The sequence below is a fragment of the Burkholderia sp. Ed8 genome (assembly GCF_040761425.1).
GTDB lineage: Bacteria > Pseudomonadota > Gammaproteobacteria > Burkholderiales > Burkholderiaceae > Burkholderia > Burkholderia seminalis.
The window spans coordinates 124,745-141,618 of the sequence record NZ_CP142889.1; the positions used below are offsets into that span (position 1 = coordinate 124,745).

Below are 16,874 nucleotides of genomic sequence, written 5' to 3' on the forward strand. Positions count from 1 at the left end.
GCAGAGCGGATAGTGTGACCAATATACAATATGGTCACAAGTTGTCAACTCGCGAGTGAGCGGCTAAGCTTGAGACATGAACAAACCGACTCCCTCCGCCTCCCCGTCCCGCGGCCCCTCGGACCACGAAGTTCGCGCGCAGATCGTCGACGCCGCAACGGAATACTTCAGCCGCTACGGCTACGAAAAGACCACCGTTTCCGACCTCGCGAAGGAAATCGGGTTTTCAAAAGCCTATATCTACAAATTCTTCGATTCCAAGCAGGCGATCGGTCAAGTCATCTGCGCGAATCGCCTCGCCGCGATGATCACCGCCGTCAAGGAAAACATCGACGGCGCGCACAGCGCGACGGAAAAATTTCGCTGTATGTTCAAGACCTTGCTTTCATCCGGAAGCGAGCTCTTCTTCCAGGATCGCAAGCTTTACGACATCGCCGCCGTGTCGGCCGCATCGCCCTGGCCATCGGTCCAGGGTTATGAGGACCAGATCCGGCAACTCGTCGCCGAGATCCTGCGGCTCGGGCGCGAAACCGGCGAATTCGAACGCAAGACGCCGCAAGACGAGGCGGTGAACGGGATCTTTCTGGTGATGAAGCCCTATTTCAATCCGCTGCTGCTCCAGTACAACCTCGAGGGTGCGGAAGAGGCGACGACCCAACTTGCGAACCTGGTACTCAGAAGTCTCGCGCCATGAATCTTGTTGTGACTGTTGACTGAATTGGTCACTGGTATCAGAATGAGGGCTCCTGTTCTTTGCGAGAGGGGACCTCATGTTCCGGCGCCATCATTTTGTCTACACATTGGGCGTGGCTTCGCTTGCGCTCGCGGCATGCGGCGAGCATCCGGCCGCCGATCCGCGCACCGAGGCACCACTTGTGCGTACGAGCGCCGTTCACGGCGCGGCGGGGGCGAGCCGGTCGTTTTCGGGTGTCGTGGGCGCCCGCGTTCAGAGCGATCTCGGTTTCCGGGTTCAGGGCAAGGTCATCGAGCGGCTGGTCGACGCGGGCCAGACGGTCAAGCGCGGCCAGCCGCTGATGCGCATCGATCCGATCGACCTGGGGCTGCAGGCCCGTGCGCAGCAGAAGCTCGTGGATGCCGCCCAGGCGCGCGCGACGCAGACGGCCGCCGACGAGGCGCGCTATCGGGATCTCGTCGCGGCCGGCGCGGTTTCGGCATCGACCTATGACCAGCTCAAGGCGGCGGCCGACTCCGCCAAGGCCCAGCTCGTCGCGGCGCAGGCGCAGGCGGTGCTCGCCAACAACGCGTCCGGCTACGCCGTCGTCATGGCGGACGCCGACGGCGTGGTGGTCGAGACGCTGGCGGAGCCCGGCCAGGTCGTCGCGCCGGGACAAATCGTCGTGCGGCTCGCGCATGCCGGCCCCCGCGAGGCCGTCGTCCAGCTTCCCGAGACGCTGCGTCCCGCATCCGGCTCGATCGCCGAGGCGACGCTGTACGGCGCGGCCCAGAAGCCCGTTCCCGCCGTCCTGCGCCAGCTCTCCGACTCCGCCGATCGGCTGACACGGACCTACGAGGCGCGATACGTTCTCCAGGGCGCGCTGTCGAATGCGCCGCTCGGCGCGACCGTGACGCTCGATCTCGCAGGCGATGCCGGCCAGGCACCCGCCGGCATGGTGGTACCGGTCGGCGCGGTGTTCGATCCAGGCACGGGCACCGGGGTCTGGACGGTCGACCGGGCCCAGTCGCGCGTGACCTGGCGCAAGGTGCGCGTCACCGCATTGAGCGACGACAGTGCGACGGTGACGGGCGACCTTCGCGACGGCGATCAGGTCGTCGCGCTCGGTGCCCAGTTGTTGCACGACGGAGAGCAGGTGCGTCTCGCCAACGACAAGATGATCGCGGCATCCGTCGCCGCGCAAGGAGCGGCGCGATGAGCGGCTTCAACTTGTCGGCGCTCGCGGTGCGGGAGCGCTCGGTCACGCTGTTTCTGATCATCCTGATTTCGATCGCCGGCGTGGTGGCCTTCCTGAAACTGGGGCGGGCCGAAGATCCGCCCTTTACCGTCAAGTCGATGACGGTCATCACGGCGTGGCCCGGCGCGACCGCGCAGGAAATGCAGGACCAGGTGGCCGAGCCGCTCGAAAAGCGCATGCAGGAACTGCGCTGGTACGACCGGACCGAGACCTATACGCGTCCGGGGCTGGCCTTCACCACCGTGACCTTGCTCGACAGTACGCCGCCCGCGGACGTGCCCGAGGAGTTCTATCAGGCGCGCAAGAAGCTGCATGACGAAGCGGGCAACCTGCCGCCCGGCGTGATCGGCCCGCTCGTCAACGATGAGTACTCCGACGTGACGTTCGCGCTGTTCGCGCTGAAGGCGAAAGGCGAGCCGCAACGAGTGCTGGTGCGCGACGCCGAGGGATTGCGCCAGCGGCTTCTTCATGTGCCGGGCGTCAAGAAGGTGAACATCATCGGCGAGCAGGCGGAACGGATCTACGTCTCGTTTTCGCACGACCGGCTCGCGACGCTCGGCGTGACGCCGCAGGAGATCTTCGCCGCGTTGAACAACCAGAACGTTCTGACGCCGGCCGGTTCGATCGATACGGCGGGCGCGCAGGTCTTCATTCGCGTCGAAGGCGCGTTCGACAAGCTGCAGACCATTCGTGACACGCCGATCGTCGTTCAGGGCCGCACGCTGAAGCTTTCCGATGTGGCGACCGTCGAACGCGGTTACGAAGACCCGGCCACATTCCAGATTCGCAACAACGGCGAACCGGCGTTGCTGCTCGGCGTCGTGATGCGGGACGGCTGGAACGGGCTCAACCTCGGCAAGGCGCTCGACGCGGAGGTCGCATCGATCAACGGCGGGATGCCGCTCGGCATGAGCCTCACGAAGGTGACCGACCAGGCCGTCAATATCCATTCGGCCGTCGACGAATTCATGGTCAAGTTCTTCGTCGCGCTGCTCGTGGTGATGGTCGTGAGCTTCGCGAGCATGGGATGGCGCGTCGGCATCGTCGTGTCGGCGGCGGTGCCGCTGACGCTCGCGGGGGTCTTCGTCGTGATGGCCGCCACGGGCAAGAGCTTCGACCGCATCACGCTCGGTTCGCTGATTCTCGCGCTGGGCCTGCTCGTCGACGACGCGATCATCGCCATCGAAATGATGGTCGTGAAAATGGAGGAGGGCTACAACCGCGTCCAGGCGTCGGCTTACGCGTGGAGCCACACGGCCGCGCCGATGCTGTCGGGCACGCTGGTCACGGCGGTCGGCTTCATGCCGAACGGCTTCGCGCGCTCGACGGCGGGCGAATACACGAGCAACATGTTCTGGATCGTCGGCATCGCGTTGATCACGTCGTGGGTCGTGGCCGTCGTCTTCACGCCGTACCTCGGCGTCAAGCTGTTGCCCGACATCGCCGTGATCGAAGGCGGCCACGAGGCGATCTACAACACGCGGAACTACCAGCGCTTTCGCCGTTTCCTCGGGCGCGTGATCGGCCGCAAGTGGATGGTCGCCGGGATCGTGGTGGCATCGTTCGTGATCGCCGTGATGGGCATGGGGCTGGTGAAGAAGCAGTTCTTCCCGACGTCCGATCGCCCGGAAGTGCTCGTCGAAGTGCAGATGCCCTACGGGACTTCGATCGAGCAGACCGCGTCGGCAACGGAAAAGGTCGAGGCGTGGCTCGCGAAGCAGCCGGAAGCGCAGATCGTGACCTCGTACATCGGGCAGGGCGCGCCGCGCTTCTATCTGGCGATGTCTCCGGAGCTGCCGGATTCGTCCTTCTCGAAGATCGTGATCCGCACGAACGACGAGCGTCAACGTGAAGCGCTCAAATTCCGTCTGCGCAAGGTCGTCGCCGCAGGCCTGGTGCCCGGGGCGCAGGTTCGCGTCACGCAGCTGGTGTTCGGCCCTTACTCGCCTTACCCCGTCGCGTTCAGGGTCATGGGCCCGGACGCGGGGACGTTGCGCACGATCGCCGCACAGGTCGAACGGACGATGAACGCCAGCCCGATGATGCGAACGGTGAACGCCGACTGGGGGCCGCGCGTACCCACCGTGCACTTCACGCTCGATCAGACTCGTCTCGGGTCGTTCGGGCTGACGTCCAGCTCGGTCGCGCAGCAACTGCAATTCCTGCTGACCGGGATTCCCGTCACGCACGTGCGCGAGGACATTCGTTCGGTGGAACTGGTCGCGCGTTCGGCGGGAGACACCCGGCTCGACCCGCAACGGATCGAAGGATTCACGCTGGTCGGTACCGCGGGGCAGCGGGTGCCGCTCTCGCAGGTCGGCAAGGTCGACATCCGCATGGAGGATCCGATCCTGCGCCGTCGCGATCGAACGCCGACGATCACCGTGCGCGGCGATATCGCCGAAGGATTGCAACCGCCCGATGTGTCGACCGCGATGCTCGCGCAGCTGCAGCCCATCATCGCGAAGCTGCCGGGCGGCTACCGGATCGAGGAGGCCGGCTCCATCGAGGAGGCCAACAAGGCGACCAATGCACTCGCGCCGCTGTTTCCGATCATGATCGCGCTGACGTTGCTCATCATCATTTTCCAGACGCGCTCGATTGCCGCGACCATGATGGTGTTCGCGACCAGTCCGCTGGGTCTGATCGGCGTGGTGCCGACGCTTCTGCTGTTCAATCAGCCCTTCGGCATCAACGCCTTGGTGGGACTCATTGCGCTGTCCGGCATCCTGATGCGCAACACGCTGATCCTGATCGGCCAGATCGAGGTGAACACGCACGCGGGCATGATGCCGTTCGATGCGGTGGTGGAGGCGACCCTGCAGCGCTCGCGGCCGGTGATCCTGACGGCGGTTGCCGCGATGCTGGCGTTCATTCCGCTGACCCATTCCGTGTTCTGGGGCACGCTGGCTTATACGCTGATCGGAGGAACCTTCGCCGGAACGATTCTGACGCTGGTGTTTCTGCCGGCCATGTACTCGATCTGGTTCAAGATCCGGCCCGCGGCAGGAGAAAGCCGTTCCGCGCTCGAACCCAGCGCCGGCGTGACAACGGAGGCATGAGCGCGCCGGGCGATGAAGGTATCGCCCGGCGCCTCGCGACGCGGAGTCGACCTGCGTCCGGTTGCGAGCCCGGCGGCGAACGGATTGACGCTGCGGGAAGGCGAGCCATGGCTTGCAGTCGAGATCGGGAGAGGCGATCCGGTGCGCCCCGTTTGTTCTTTGCGCGGTGACTTCGGGGCGTCGGGCCGTGGCACGGAATCGGACCGACGCCGGACGGCGACTCGATGCGGCGGCGGGAGGTGACAGGCAGGTGAGACGAGATCCGGCCTTCGCAGGCCGGCAATGCCGGCCGGGACAAGACTGACTACCGATCAGTATGGTCTTTCACCACGTTCGCGACTGTCTCGAGGGAGCGCCGGAGCGTGTCGAGGTCGACCGAACCCAGTGCCAGGCGAACGGCGTGCGGAACGTGTCTCGACGCAGCAAAGGGATGTGCCGTCGACACCGAGATGCGCTCACGCAGCAACGCCTTCGCAACGGCATCCGCCCGAACCTCGTGTGGCAGCGGCAGCCAGACGAAGTACGACGAGGAGTGACGGACCGGCTTCAAATGACCGAGGACTTCGCTCACGACGGCCTGGCGCAGGGAAGCGTCACGCCGTTTCTCCGCTTCGAGCCTTGCAACGGTGCCGTCCTCGATCCAGCCGCAGGCAATCGCCGTCATGGCGGCGGGCGTGTTCCAGACGGTCGCCCGGATCGTGCGTTCCAGTTTGCCGACCCAGTCGCGCGGTGCGCTGACCATGCCGATGCGCAGCCCCGTCGCGACGCTCTTCGACAAGCTGGACACGTACACCGTCAGTTCGGGCGCAAGCATCGCAAGCGGCGGCGGCGGACGCTTCTCCAGAAAGGCATAAGCCGCATCCTCGATCAGGATCAGTCCGTGTTGCCGGGCAATGGACACCAGATGACGCCTTTGACGGGCGCTCACCACCCATCCCAGCGGGTTATGCAGGGTCGGCATCGTGTACATCGCGCGCACCCGTCTTCGCCGGCACAATTTCGCCAGGGCATCCAGATCGGGGCCGTCTGCCGCACCTGGAATCGTCACGAGTTCGAGCCGGAAAGCCTCGGCGGTCAGCTTGAAACCGGGGTACGTCAGCGCGTCCACCGCGACGACGTCGCCGGGGTCGAGCAATGCCATGGCGGTCGCGGTGAGCCCGTGCTGTGCGCCGCTCACGAGCAGCGTGTTCTCGGGTGACGCCGACAAGCCGCGGCTGGTCAGATGGCGGGCCATGGTCTCCCGCTCGTGCGGCCGTCCGCCATGGGGATGGTAGCGAAGCAATGCGTCCAGGTTGCCCGACCCCGCCAGCTCTCGCAGCGCCGTTCTCAGAAGCTCGCCCTGACCCGGCATGGAAGGGTTGTTGAAGTTCAGGTCGATCGCGCCGTCGTTCCAGGCCTGGAGATCGACGCCATGACCGCGCGGAAGCACTTCCTTCACAAACGTGCCGCGGCCGGTTTCACCGCTGACCAATCCCATTGCATCGAGCTCGGCGTAGACGCGCGTGGCGGTCGCGAGCGACAGCCCCTCTCGCGCGGCGAGATCGCGGTGGGTCGGCAGTCGGGTTCCGGGACGCAGTCGACCTTCGTGGATGTCCGCCGCGAACCGGTCAACCACTTCCTTGTAGCGAAGTCGAGGCATGTCGATTCAATACAATCGTTTGAATGTACCGATTATCTTCCAAACATCGCGCGTGATACCGACGCTTCTCGCGTCTTGTCGCAGTCGCTCGCCTTTACGCATCGACATTTGTGCAGGTCACGCGCCTCCAGGATCAGAAATTACGGCGCAATTCGACAGATTTACATACGCCGAAACCTGCGATCCGGATGACGCTTGCCGGCTCGGAAAAGACCTGAAGGGAGCCGGCCTGGCAGGCTGCTGCACGTCCAAGACATCGCCTGATGTATCCATGACAATAATTTGATTGTACTGAAATGGCGAACTACGATGCGTTGTCGATTCAAGCCAGACCCGTGATTTCCGGCAGATCGCCGCACTGGCGGTCAGCGCGAACGTCACACCGACCCGGCGCGCCGGACTGCATGCGCCGTCGTTTGCGGGGTCGATCTCACTGAATACGCTTCCCGTTACCGAGGTGAAGGGAAGGGAGGCAACATGGAACTGAACGTCACTGTCATCCTCATCACTTTCGCGGGTGTTTTCCTGATCTGCTTCATGAAGGGCGCCTTCGGTGGCGGTTTCGCCATCGTCGGCATCCCGCTGCTGTCGCTCGTCATGGATCCCGTCACGGCGGGCGGCTTGCTTGCGCCGCTGTTCATTGCAATGGATCTGTTCGGTCTGCGGTACTGGAAGCCGTCGACCTGGTCCAAGCCCGACCTCGTGTGGCTGGTGCCCGGACTGGTCGTCGGCATCGGGATCGGTTATGTGCTGTTTCGCGGGCTGGACCACCGGGCAATCGCCATCGTGATGGCCATCGTGACACTGACGTTCGTCGGAATGTGGTTCATGCGAGGGGGTGAAGTCGTGGTGCGTGCGCGCTCGTCGCGCAAAGCGGTCGCAGCCGGCATGACCTCGGGCATTACCACGATGGTCGCGCACTCCGGAGGGCCGCCGTTGGCGATGTACCTGCTGCCGCTCGGTCTCGGCAAGCAGATGTATGCCGGGACGACCAGCATGTTTTTCACGGTAGGCAACCTCCTCAAGGCGTTGCCCTGGCTGGCGCTGGCGAGGCCGACGGGCGCTGTCTGGGCGTTGATGGCCATCTGCCTTCCCGCCATTCCCGCGGGCGTCTGGCTGGGCTGGCGCCTGCATGACAGGCTGAACCAGCGTCAGATGTACCGAGCCTGTTATGGCTTGCTGATGGTCACGGCCCTGAAACTGCTGTGGGATGGTGCATCCGGATTTCTGCGTTAGAGATCCTGCGCTGTTGCTCGCGACCGCTGGTGGCAGCGTGCGCCGATTCGACAGTCGGCCCGCGGCGGCCACCGCGCGGCCGTTCGTCGGGAACGGCCGGATCGGTAACCGGGGCGGCACGCGGGCCGGCCGCCGTCAATGCGGCGCGGTGAACCGCGGATCGATGTACGCGTCGACGTCCTGCGACTGCTTGTACACGGCGTTGCGCACGTTGAACGCGTTCGCGTTGCGCGTCGAGCCGTAGAGGGAGTCGAGCCCGTCGCCCTTGCGGAACGCACGTTTCGCGGCGGCCTCGTCGAGCAGGTGCGTGCCCTTCAGCAGCGGAAGGTATTGTTCCGGCGCGAGTCCGACGCGTGCCGACATGATCTTGACCGCGTCGCCCTGCGTCTTCGGATCGTTGATGTACGCGACGCAGCGATACCAGACCTTGACCACCTTCGCCCAGTCGGCCCGGCGCGCGGCGAGGCTCGTCGGCGCGACCGTGATCGCGTCGTAGATCAGCCCCGGCGCATCGGCCGACGTGAAGATCGCCCGCGCGCCCGGCGCGCGCTTCAACGCTTCGCCCGCATTCGGTTGCCACGCGGCCACCGCGGCGATATCGGCCGACGAGCCGAGCACCTGCGGCAGTTCGTTGGTTTTCGCATTCACGAGCGTGACGTCGCTGTTCTTGAGCCCGTGCTTCTGCAGCGCGGTTTCAAGCAGCAGGTGGTCGACGAGGCCGAGTTCCACGCCGACCTTCTTGCCCTTCAGCGCCTCGACGGTGCGCAACGGCGGTTTCGCGACGATCATGTCGTTGCCGGCCGAATAGTCGGTCAGCAGGATCATCACGTTCTTCGCGCCGGACGCGCCGGTGACGAGCGCATCGCCGTTGGTCGCCGCGACCGCGTCGAGCTTGCCCGCCGAAAACGCGTCGAGCGACGCCGAGTAATCGAACCATTCGAAATCGACGTCGACGCCGGCTTCCTTGAACCAGCCCTTGTCGAGCGCGACCTGGAACGCGACCCAGCCGGGCCAGTCGCTGTAGCCGATCTTCAGCGGGGCGGCGGCTTGCGCGGCGGGGGCCGCCCACAGCGCGGCAGCCGCGACGGCGGCCCCCACTGCGTGGCGGACAAAACGGAAGGACGACAGGCGGCGGAACGCCGGGGCGGGACGGGTCATCGTTGTTCTCCAGGAGACCGGGATCGGGATCGTCGATACGGACCGCACGTGAACGCACGGTCCGACTGCGTGACCGGTTCCTGCGGATGCGGAACGGAAAAAGCGGCCACGGAGAGGCACGATGGCCGTTGCCATCGCCAATCTCCCGGGCTTTTGTCCCGCCGTGTAGCGCATGCGCGTCCGCTCTCGCGATCGGACGAACCCGCGCCGGGCTGCTCTCGGACCAGACGTTCGGTGAACCGGAACCCTAGCACCCCTAAGATGCGACGCCGCCGCACCTCTCGGCGTCATGCCGAGCGAGAAGCGTGCCAACGGCACGCGGCGGCGCGTTTCAGCGGCGGCGCGTGGCGTGCTGAAGTTCGATGAAGCGGGCGGCGAACAGCGCGGTCAATACGCGCCGGAGCAGGTCGAGCTTGTTCATGAGGGGCGGGACATCGAGTGACGGTGTGCCGATTCAGCAATGCCCGTGCCACCGTGTATCGCACCATGCGCGATCGCATTGCACGCACTGCGCCGGTGCGCGTTCGCGTGTGCGTGGTGCGCCGCGCGCCCGGTGCGGGGGCAAGCGGACGCGGCGGCTTCGCGCATGCCGGGCGTCGGCGCGCCGCCGTGCGGCGTCGTGCGGTCGGGGCGAGGACGTTGGCACGCAATTCGCTTGATCGACATTCGAGAGGTGCGAAGCAATTTGCATCATCTTCAGGATCGCTAGGGTTCCGGTCGTGCGGCGTACGCCGCGCGATGCCTGGTCCGAGAGCAATCCGGTCTTGCCTTTGCCTCGATGCGAGGAAACGGCGAGGCTCCACGGAGGGATAAAAGCCCGGGAGGTCGCGATGTCGTTCGGTCGCCCTCTCACGCCTTTTGTCCAACCGACCCCGGAGCCGCCATGTCGCCGAGCCCCCAAGCCACCCCCGTCTCTGTCCTCGCGCCACCGCCGCACGTCGCGTGGGAAACGCTGATTCCTGCCGGAACCCATTGGTCCGGCATCCTGCGCCGCGGTCTCGCGCTGCGCATCGTCGACGTCGACGGCGGCGCGAACCTGTCTGCCGTCTTTCATCGCCAGGAAGACCTGCTCGAACGTTACAACATGGCCGACACGCTGAAGGCGCAGCACACCGCGCATCTCACGAGCGGCCATGCGCTGTACACGGACATGGGGCGCGTGATCGCGTCGATCACCGCCGATACGCTCGGCTGGCACGACCCGCTCGGCGGCGTCGGCGATGCGCGGTTGTTTGCGCACAAGTACGGCACGACGTCGTACCAGGCCGATCGCAACGCGATGATCCGCAACGGCCGCGACAGTCTCGTGCTCGAGCTCGCGAAATACGGGCTGTCGGCGCGCGACCTGGCCGCGAACGTCAACTTCTTCAGCAAGCTGGACACGCGCGAGGACGGCGCGCTCGATTTCGTCGCGGGACATTCGCCGGCCGGCAGCGCGCTGGACCTGCGCTTCGAGATGAACACGCTCGCGGCGTTCTCGACCGCGCCGCATCCGCTCGATCCGCGCCCCGACTATGCGCCGAAGGCCGTGAAGCTGATCGCATACCGCGCGTATCCGGCCGATGGCGCGGCGTCCGACGACGACCCGTGCCGGCACGCGTGCGCCGAGAACACGCGCGGCTTCGCCAACACCGACCGTCTGTTCGCATAAGGAGCGAGGCCATGCCGATCATCGAAAGCCGTCTCGACCCGCGCGACGCAATCCACGACGTCACGCTGAACGCGGGCGACCCGTGGCTGTACGACCTGAAGCGCGGGCAGGTCCTGCGCATTCTCGACCTCGAGGGCAACCAGGCCGTCGATACGCTGTTCTACCGCTCCGACGATCCCGAGGAGCGCTACAGTGCGCAGGACACGATCCGAGCGCAGCGCAACCTGTACCTGAGCGCGGGCAGCGTGCTCGTCTCGAGCCGCGGCAATCCGATGGCGACGATCGTCGCCGATACGTGCGGCCGCCACGACACGCTCGGCGGCGCCTGCGCGGCCGAGAGCAACACGGTGCGCTATGCGCTCGACAAACGCTACATGCACAACTGCCGCGACAGTTTCCTCAACGCGATCGCGCACTGCACGTGCGGAACCGGCGCGCGGCTCACCAAGCGCGACCTGGTCGGCAATGTCAATTTCTTCATGAACGTACCCGTCACGCCGCGCGGCGGGCTCACGTTCGAGGACGGCATCTCCGCGCCCGGCAAATACGTCGAGATGCGCGCGGAGATGGACGTTACGGTGCTGATCTCGAACTGCCCGCAGCTCAACAATCCGTGCAACGGCTACAACCCGACGCCCGTGCGGCTGACGATCTGGGAGGCCGCATGAGATTCTCCAAAGTGCTCGTCGCGAACCGCGGCGAAATCGCCTGCCGCGTGATCCGCACGCTGAAGCGCCTCGGCATCGCGTCGGTCGCGATCTATTCGGACGCCGATCGCGACGCGCGCCACGTGGCGCTCGCCGACGAGGCCGTGCGAGTCGGGCCGGCACCGGCGGCCGACAGCTATCTGAACGTCGCGGCGATCCTCGCGGCCGCGCGCGAGACCGGCGCGCAGGCGGTGCACCCCGGCTACGGCTTCCTGTCCGAGCATGCCGGTTTCGCCGACGCATGCGAAGCAGCCGGCCTGCGCTTCATCGGGCCGCGCGGCGATCACATGCGCGCGTTCGGTCTCAAGCACACCGCGCGCGAACTCGCCGCCGCGCAGGGCGTCGCGCTGCTGCCGGGCACCGGGCTGCTCGACGACGTGGCGACGGCGCTCGCCGAAGCCGACGCGATCGGCTACCCGGTGATGCTGAAAAGCACTGCGGGCGGCGGCGGCATCGGCATGTCGCTGTGCCGCGATGCCGCGCAGCTCGGCGCGGCGTTCGAATCCGTCGTGCGGCTCGGCACCGCGAACTTCGCGCATGCGGGCGTGTATCTCGAGAAGTTCGTCGAACACGCGCGGCACATCGAGGTGCAGATCTTCGGCGACGGCCGCGGCGGCGCGATTTCGCTCGGCGAACGCGATTGCTCGGTGCAGCGTCGCAACCAGAAAGTGATCGAGGAAACGCCCGCGCCCGACCTGACCGACGCCGAGCGCGACGCGTTGCACGCGAGCGCGGTGCGGCTGGCGCGCGCGGTGGGCTACGCGTCGGCCGGCACGGTCGAGTTCGTGTTCGACGCAAGCGCGCGGCGGTTCTATTTCCTCGAGGTGAACACGCGGCTGCAGGTCGAGCATGGCGTGACCGAAGCGGTGACGGGCGTCGATCTCGTCGAATGGATGATCCTGCAGGCCGAAGGCGACCTGCCGCCGCTCGACACGCTTGCCGTTGCGCCACGCGGCGCGAGCATTCAGGTGCGGCTCTATGCGGAGGATCCGCACAAGCAGTTCCAGCCGAGTGCCGGGCTGCTCACGCACGTCGCGTTTCCCGAAAACGTGCGGGTCGACGGCTGGATCGAGGCAGGCACGGAGATCAGCGCGTTTTACGATCCGCTGCTCGCGAAGCTGATCGTGCGCGGCGACACGCGGCGCGACGCGCTGGCCGCGCTGCGGGCCGCGCTCGAACAGACCGAGCTGTACGGGATCGAGACCAATCTCGACTACCTGCGTGCCGTGGCCGGCTCCGACACGTTTGCGCGCGGCGCGCCGACGACCGCCTTTCTGTCGCGCTTCGCGTTCGCGCCGCACACGATCGACGTGCTCGACGGCGGCGTGCAGACCACCGTGCAGCAGTCCCCGGGGCGCGTCGGCTACTGGAGTGTCGGGGTGCCGCCGTCGGGTCCGATGGACGATCGCGCGTTCGATCTCGCCAACGCGCTGATCGGCAACCCGCGCGACGCGGCCGGGCTCGAGTTCACGATGGTCGGCGGGACGCTGCGCTTCAATACCGCGACGCTGTTCGCGCTCGGCGGCGCGCCGCTCGCGGCCACGCTCGACGGCGAACCCGTGCCGTTCTGGCAGGTCGTTCGCGCGCGGTCGGGCGCGGTGCTGAAACTGGGCGGCGTGACGGGCGCGGGCGTGCGTGCGTGTCTCGTCGTCAAGGGCGGGCTGCAGGTGCCCGACTATCTCGGCAGCAAGGCGACCTTCACGCTGGGCCAGTTCGGCGGCCACGCGGGCCGCGCGCTGCGCAAGGGCGACGTGCTGCATCTGCACGCGGACGCCGGGCGCGGCGACGCGGGCGCGGCGCTGTCGACGGCCGACGTTCCCGTGCCGACGCATGCGTGGACGCTCGGCGTGCTCGATGGCCCGCACGGCGCACCGAATTTCTTCACGCCGGACGACATCGCGATGCTCCACGGCACGCAATGGACGGTCCACTACAACTCCAGCCGCACCGGCGTGCGGCTGATCGGGCCGAAGCCGCGGTGGGCGCGTGCGGACGGCGGCGAGGCTGGGCTGCATCCGTCGAACATCCACGACAACGCATATGCGATCGGTGCCGTCGACTTCACCGGCGACATGCCGGTGATTCTCGGCCCGGACGGGCCGAGCCTCGGCGGTTTCGTGTGTCCGGTGACGGTCGTGCGCGACGAGTTGTGGAAGCTCGGGCAGTTGCGGCCGGGCGATACCGTGCAGTTCGTGCGTGCGGGCGCGTCGGCCGGGAAACCGGCTGACGAGATCGTGCAGCCGACGCGCGACGTCGCCGCTGCTGCCTGCGCGGCGCCCGGCGAATGCGTGCTGCATCGCGACCCGTCGGCCGGCGGCGTCGGCGTCGTCTATCGGCGCTCGGGCGATCGCAACGTGCTGGTCGAATACGGGCCGCTCGTGCTCGACCTGAACCTGCGCTTTCGCGTGCATGCGCTGATGTGCTGGCTCGACGCGCACCGGTTGCCCGGCATGCTCGACCTGACGCCGGGCATCCGTTCGCTTCAGGTGCAGTTCGACGCGAGCGTGCTGCCGCTCGAAACACTGCTCGCGCATCTGCAGGCCGCCGAGCGCGAATTGCCCGACGTGGCCGACATGCGCGTGCCGAACCGCATCGTGCATCTGCCGCTGTCGTGGGACGACCCGTCGACGCGCGTCGCGATCGAGCGCTACATGCAGTCGGTGCGGCCCGACGCGCCGTGGTGTCCGAGCAATATCGAGTTCATCCGGCGCATCAACGGCCTCGCGAGCATCGACGACGTGAAGCGCATCGTGTTCGACGCGCGCTACCTGGTGATGGGGCTCGGCGACGTCTACCTCGGCGCCCCCGTCGCGACGCCGATCGATCCGCGCCACCGGCTCGTGACGACCAAGTACAACCCCGCGCGGACCTGGACGCCGGAGAACGCGGTCGGCATCGGCGGCGCGTATCTGTGCGTGTACGGGATGGAAGGGCCCGGCGGCTATCAGTTCGTCGGCCGTACCGTGCAGATGTGGAACCGTCACCGCAGCACGCGCGAATTCGAAGCCGGCAAGCCGTGGCTGCTGCGGTTCTTCGACGAGATCCGTTTCTATGAAGTCAGCGAGGCCGAATTGAGCGAGTTGCGCGCGGATTTCATCGCGGGCCGCGCGACGCTGAAGATCGAGGATTCCGTGTTCGATCTGCGCGCCTACAACGGCTTCCTGCACGACGAGGCCGACTCGATCGCGGCGTTCAAGGCGACGCAGCAGGCCGCATTCGACGCCGAACGCGAGCGGTGGCGGGCAGCCGGCCATGCGGAATACGTCGGCGAGACGGAGCAGGACGACGCGCATGCGGCGCCGGCGGCAGCCACGCTCGACGATACGCAGCGGGCGATCGCCGCGGACGTGTCGGGCAGCGTATGGAAGGTGCTGGTGGAAGCCGGTGAGCGCGTGACCGAAGGGCAGGTCGTCGCGATCGTCGAATCGATGAAGATGGAGGTGGCGGTGACGGCAACGGAAGACGGCACGATCGAGACGATCGATTGCGCGCCCGGCGCGGCGGTGGTGGCCGGGCAGCGGCTGATGGTGATGAAGGCGGGTGCCGCCGAGGAGGTGGCATGAGCACGACGGAGCACTCGATCCTGCCGGGGCTGCAATCGATTGCCGCGCTGCGCGCGCGCTACGCGGCGGGCGACCTGACGCCGCATGCGCTCGTCGATGCGATTGCCGCGCATTTCGACGCGGGCGATCCGCACCATGCGTGGATCCGGCCGCTGACGCGCGACGAGATGTCGTCGTATGCCGACGCGCTGGCCGGTCGCGACATGGCGTCGCTGCCGCTTTACGGCGTGCCGTTCGCGATCAAGGACAACATCGACCTCGCCGGCATACCGACGACGGCAGGCTGCCCCGCGTACGCCTACACGCCGGCACGCAGCGCGCCCGTCGTCGAACGGCTGATCGCGGCCGGCGCGATTCCCGTCGGCAAGACCAATCTCGACCAGTTCGCGACCGGGCTCTCGGGGCAGCGCTCGCCTTACGGCGCGTGCCGCAATGCGCTCGATCCGCGCTACGCGTCGGGCGGCTCCAGCTCGGGGTCGGCCGTGGCGGTCGCGCTCGGCGTCGCAGCGTTCTCGCTCGGCACCGACACGGCCGGCTCGGGGCGCGTGCCGGCCGCGTTCCACGGGCTGGTCGGGCTCAAGCCGACGCGCGGCGTGCTGAGCACGCTCGGCGTGGTGCCGGCCTGCCGGTCGCTCGATTGCGTATCGGTGTTCGCGCGTTCGGCGGACGATGCGCGCACGGTGTTCGCCGCCGCGCACGGCGTGACCGAAGGCGACCCGTACGGGCGCGCGTGGCAACCGCTGTTGGGCGCGGACGGCCTGCGAGCGCACGCGGCGCGGCCGCTCGGGCAAGTGCGTTTCGGCACGCCGCGGGCCGATCAGCTCGAATTCTTCGGCGACGCATCGTATCGCGCGGCCTGGGCGGCGGCGCTCGAGCGGCTTCGCGCGACCGGCGCGCAACTCGTCGAGATCGACTTCGGCCCGTTCCTGGCCGCCGCGCGGCTGCTGTACGAAGGCCCGTGGGTGGCCGAGCGGCTCGCCGCGATCGGCGCGTTCGCCGCGCGCGAACCCGATGCGCTGCATCCGGTGATCCGCGAAATCGTCGGCGGCGCGTCGCGCTTCAGCGCCGCCGATGCGTTCACCGCGTTCGACCGGCTCGCCGCGCTGCGGATCGACGCGGCCCGCGCGTGGGATGGCCTCGACGCGATCGTGATGCCGACCTCGGCGACGACGGCCACCGTCGACGCGCTCGAAGCCGATCCGATCGCGATCAATTCGCGCTTCGGCTACTACACGAACTTCGTGAACCTGCTCGACCTGTCGGCGATCGCGGTGCCGGCGGGCACGTGCGAAACCGGGCCGCACGCGGGCTTGCCGTTCGGCATCACGTTCGTCGGTCGCGCGCACGACGATGCGCGGCTGCTCGATCTCGCGCACGCGTGGGGTGACGGCGCCGCGAGCGCCGGCGACCTCCGGCCATCGGCAGCCGCGGTCACGCCGCGTGCCGCATCGGCCGGCGTCGTGCGGCTGGCCGTCGTCGGCGCGCATCTTCGCGGCGAACCGTTGAACGGGCAGCTCACGGAACGCGGCGCGCGCTTCGTCGCCGCCACCACGACGGCGCCCGCCTATCGCCTCTATGCGCTCTCCGCCGAGGCGAGCGGCGGCGTGGCGAAGCCGGGCCTCGTGCGCGTGCCGGACGGCGGCGCGCCGATCGCGGTCGAGATCTGGGAGATGCCGGTCGAGGCATACGGCAGCTTCGTCGCCGGCATCGCGGCGCCGCTCGGTATCGGCACGCTTACGCTCGCCGACGATTCGCGGGTGCAGGGCTTCCTGTGCGAGAGCGTCGCGCTGGGCGACGCGCAGGACATCACGCGCTTCGGCGGCTGGCGGGCCTACCGCGCGCAGTCCGGCGGCGCATTGCACTGATTGCACGGTCGCGCGCTGCCGCGGCAGCCGCGCGACCGGTACCCGAAACCGAAATGGAGATT

10 protein-coding genes and 2 riboswitches are annotated in these 16,874 nt (G+C 67.4%); of the genes, 8 read left to right on the forward strand and 2 right to left on the reverse strand.

Annotation, left to right across the window (positions count from 1 at the left end; translation table 11 throughout):
• The first annotated feature begins 76 nt into the window (after positions 1–76).
• The 3 genes from VXM69_RS34820 to VXM69_RS34830 all read left to right on the forward strand — a co-directional run bounded on the left by VXM69_RS34820 (position 77) and on the right by VXM69_RS34830 (position 4,993).
• Positions 77–694 (forward strand): TetR/AcrR family transcriptional regulator, encoded by a 618-nt coding sequence (locus tag VXM69_RS34820; RefSeq protein ID WP_049035844.1) that lies wholly within the window; start codon positions 77–79, stop codon positions 692–694.
• Positions 695–770: 76 nt separating this feature from the next.
• The gene (locus tag VXM69_RS34825) at positions 771–1,892 is read left to right on the forward strand and encodes an efflux RND transporter periplasmic adaptor subunit (protein WP_367190636.1); all 1,122 of its coding nucleotides are present in this window, start codon (positions 771–773) and stop codon (positions 1,890–1,892) included.
• Positions 1,889–4,993, forward strand: a complete 3,105-nt coding sequence (locus VXM69_RS34830) for an efflux RND transporter permease subunit (RefSeq protein WP_034190447.1) — start codon at positions 1,889–1,891, stop codon at positions 4,991–4,993. The genes VXM69_RS34825 and VXM69_RS34830 overlap by 4 nt, the downstream gene beginning before the upstream one ends.
• Before the next feature lie 304 nt (positions 4,994–5,297).
• Here VXM69_RS34830 and VXM69_RS34835 read toward each other — a convergent pair whose 3' ends face one another.
• Entirely contained in the window at positions 5,298–6,632 is a 1,335-nt protein-coding gene (locus VXM69_RS34835) for a PLP-dependent aminotransferase family protein (RefSeq protein ID WP_367190637.1), read from the reverse strand.
• Positions 6,633–7,109: 477 nt separating this feature from the next.
• Here VXM69_RS34835 and VXM69_RS34840 point away from each other — a divergent pair, with 477 nt between their 5' ends.
• Positions 7,110–7,868: a sulfite exporter TauE/SafE family protein gene (locus tag VXM69_RS34840; RefSeq protein WP_049035835.1), complete on the forward strand. Its 759-nt coding sequence runs from the start codon at positions 7,110–7,112 to the stop codon at positions 7,866–7,868.
• Between the two features lie 135 nt (positions 7,869–8,003).
• Here VXM69_RS34840 and VXM69_RS34845 read toward each other — a convergent pair whose 3' ends face one another.
• The gene (locus VXM69_RS34845) at positions 8,004–9,026 is read right to left on the reverse strand and encodes an ABC transporter substrate-binding protein (protein WP_124609961.1); all 1,023 of its coding nucleotides are present in this window, start codon (positions 9,024–9,026) and stop codon (positions 8,004–8,006) included.
• Between the two features lie 140 nt (positions 9,027–9,166).
• A riboswitch (guanidine-I (ykkC/yxkD leader) is annotated at positions 9,167–9,288 on the reverse strand.
• A 432-nt stretch (positions 9,289–9,720) separates the two neighbouring features.
• Positions 9,721–9,852: riboswitch (guanidine-I (ykkC/yxkD leader) on the forward strand.
• 57 nt (positions 9,853–9,909) lie between these two features.
• On the opposite strand from VXM69_RS34845, the gene VXM69_RS34850 reads away from it, so the two are divergent.
• From VXM69_RS34850 to atzF, 4 genes are read left to right on the forward strand one after another with little or no spacing between them, the layout of a single operon-like run.
• Entirely contained in the window at positions 9,910–10,677 is a 768-nt protein-coding gene (locus VXM69_RS34850) for an urea amidolyase associated protein UAAP1 (protein ID WP_367190638.1), read from the forward strand.
• Positions 10,678–10,688: 11 nt separating this feature from the next.
• Positions 10,689–11,345 (forward strand): urea amidolyase associated protein UAAP2, encoded by a 657-nt coding sequence (locus VXM69_RS34855; protein ID WP_034190452.1) that lies wholly within the window; start codon positions 10,689–10,691, stop codon positions 11,343–11,345.
• Positions 11,342–14,947 (forward strand): urea carboxylase, encoded by a 3,606-nt coding sequence (gene uca, locus VXM69_RS34860; RefSeq protein ID WP_367190639.1) that lies wholly within the window; start codon positions 11,342–11,344, stop codon positions 14,945–14,947. The genes VXM69_RS34855 and uca overlap by 4 nt, the downstream gene beginning before the upstream one ends.
• Positions 14,944–16,812 (forward strand): allophanate hydrolase, encoded by a 1,869-nt coding sequence (gene atzF / locus VXM69_RS34865; RefSeq protein WP_034190454.1) that lies wholly within the window; start codon positions 14,944–14,946, stop codon positions 16,810–16,812. The genes uca and atzF overlap by 4 nt, the downstream gene beginning before the upstream one ends.
• Positions 16,813–16,874 lie beyond the last annotated feature (62 nt).

What these genes read in the sequence shown, in the direction of transcription:
- VXM69_RS34820 (WP_049035844.1), top strand. Translation starts at nt 77, where the DNA reads ATGAACAAACCGACTCCCTCCGCCTCCCCGTCCCGCGGCCCCTCGGAC.
- VXM69_RS34825 (WP_367190636.1), top strand. Translation starts at nt 771, where the DNA reads ATGTTCCGGCGCCATCATTTTGTCTACACATTGGGCGTGGCTTCGCTT.
- VXM69_RS34830 (WP_034190447.1), top strand. Translation starts at nt 1,889, where the DNA reads ATGAGCGGCTTCAACTTGTCGGCGCTCGCGGTGCGGGAGCGCTCGGTC.
- VXM69_RS34835 (WP_367190637.1), bottom strand. Translation starts at nt 6,632, where the DNA reads ATGCCTCGACTTCGCTACAAGGAAGTGGTTGACCGGTTCGCGGCGGAC.
- VXM69_RS34840 (WP_049035835.1), top strand. Translation starts at nt 7,110, where the DNA reads ATGGAACTGAACGTCACTGTCATCCTCATCACTTTCGCGGGTGTTTTC.
- VXM69_RS34845 (WP_124609961.1), bottom strand. Translation starts at nt 9,026, where the DNA reads ATGACCCGTCCCGCCCCGGCGTTCCGCCGCCTGTCGTCCTTCCGTTTT.
- VXM69_RS34850 (WP_367190638.1), top strand. Translation starts at nt 9,910, where the DNA reads ATGTCGCCGAGCCCCCAAGCCACCCCCGTCTCTGTCCTCGCGCCACCG.
- VXM69_RS34855 (WP_034190452.1), top strand. Translation starts at nt 10,689, where the DNA reads ATGCCGATCATCGAAAGCCGTCTCGACCCGCGCGACGCAATCCACGAC.
- uca (WP_367190639.1), top strand. Translation starts at nt 11,342, where the DNA reads ATGAGATTCTCCAAAGTGCTCGTCGCGAACCGCGGCGAAATCGCCTGC.
- atzF (WP_034190454.1), top strand. Translation starts at nt 14,944, where the DNA reads ATGAGCACGACGGAGCACTCGATCCTGCCGGGGCTGCAATCGATTGCC.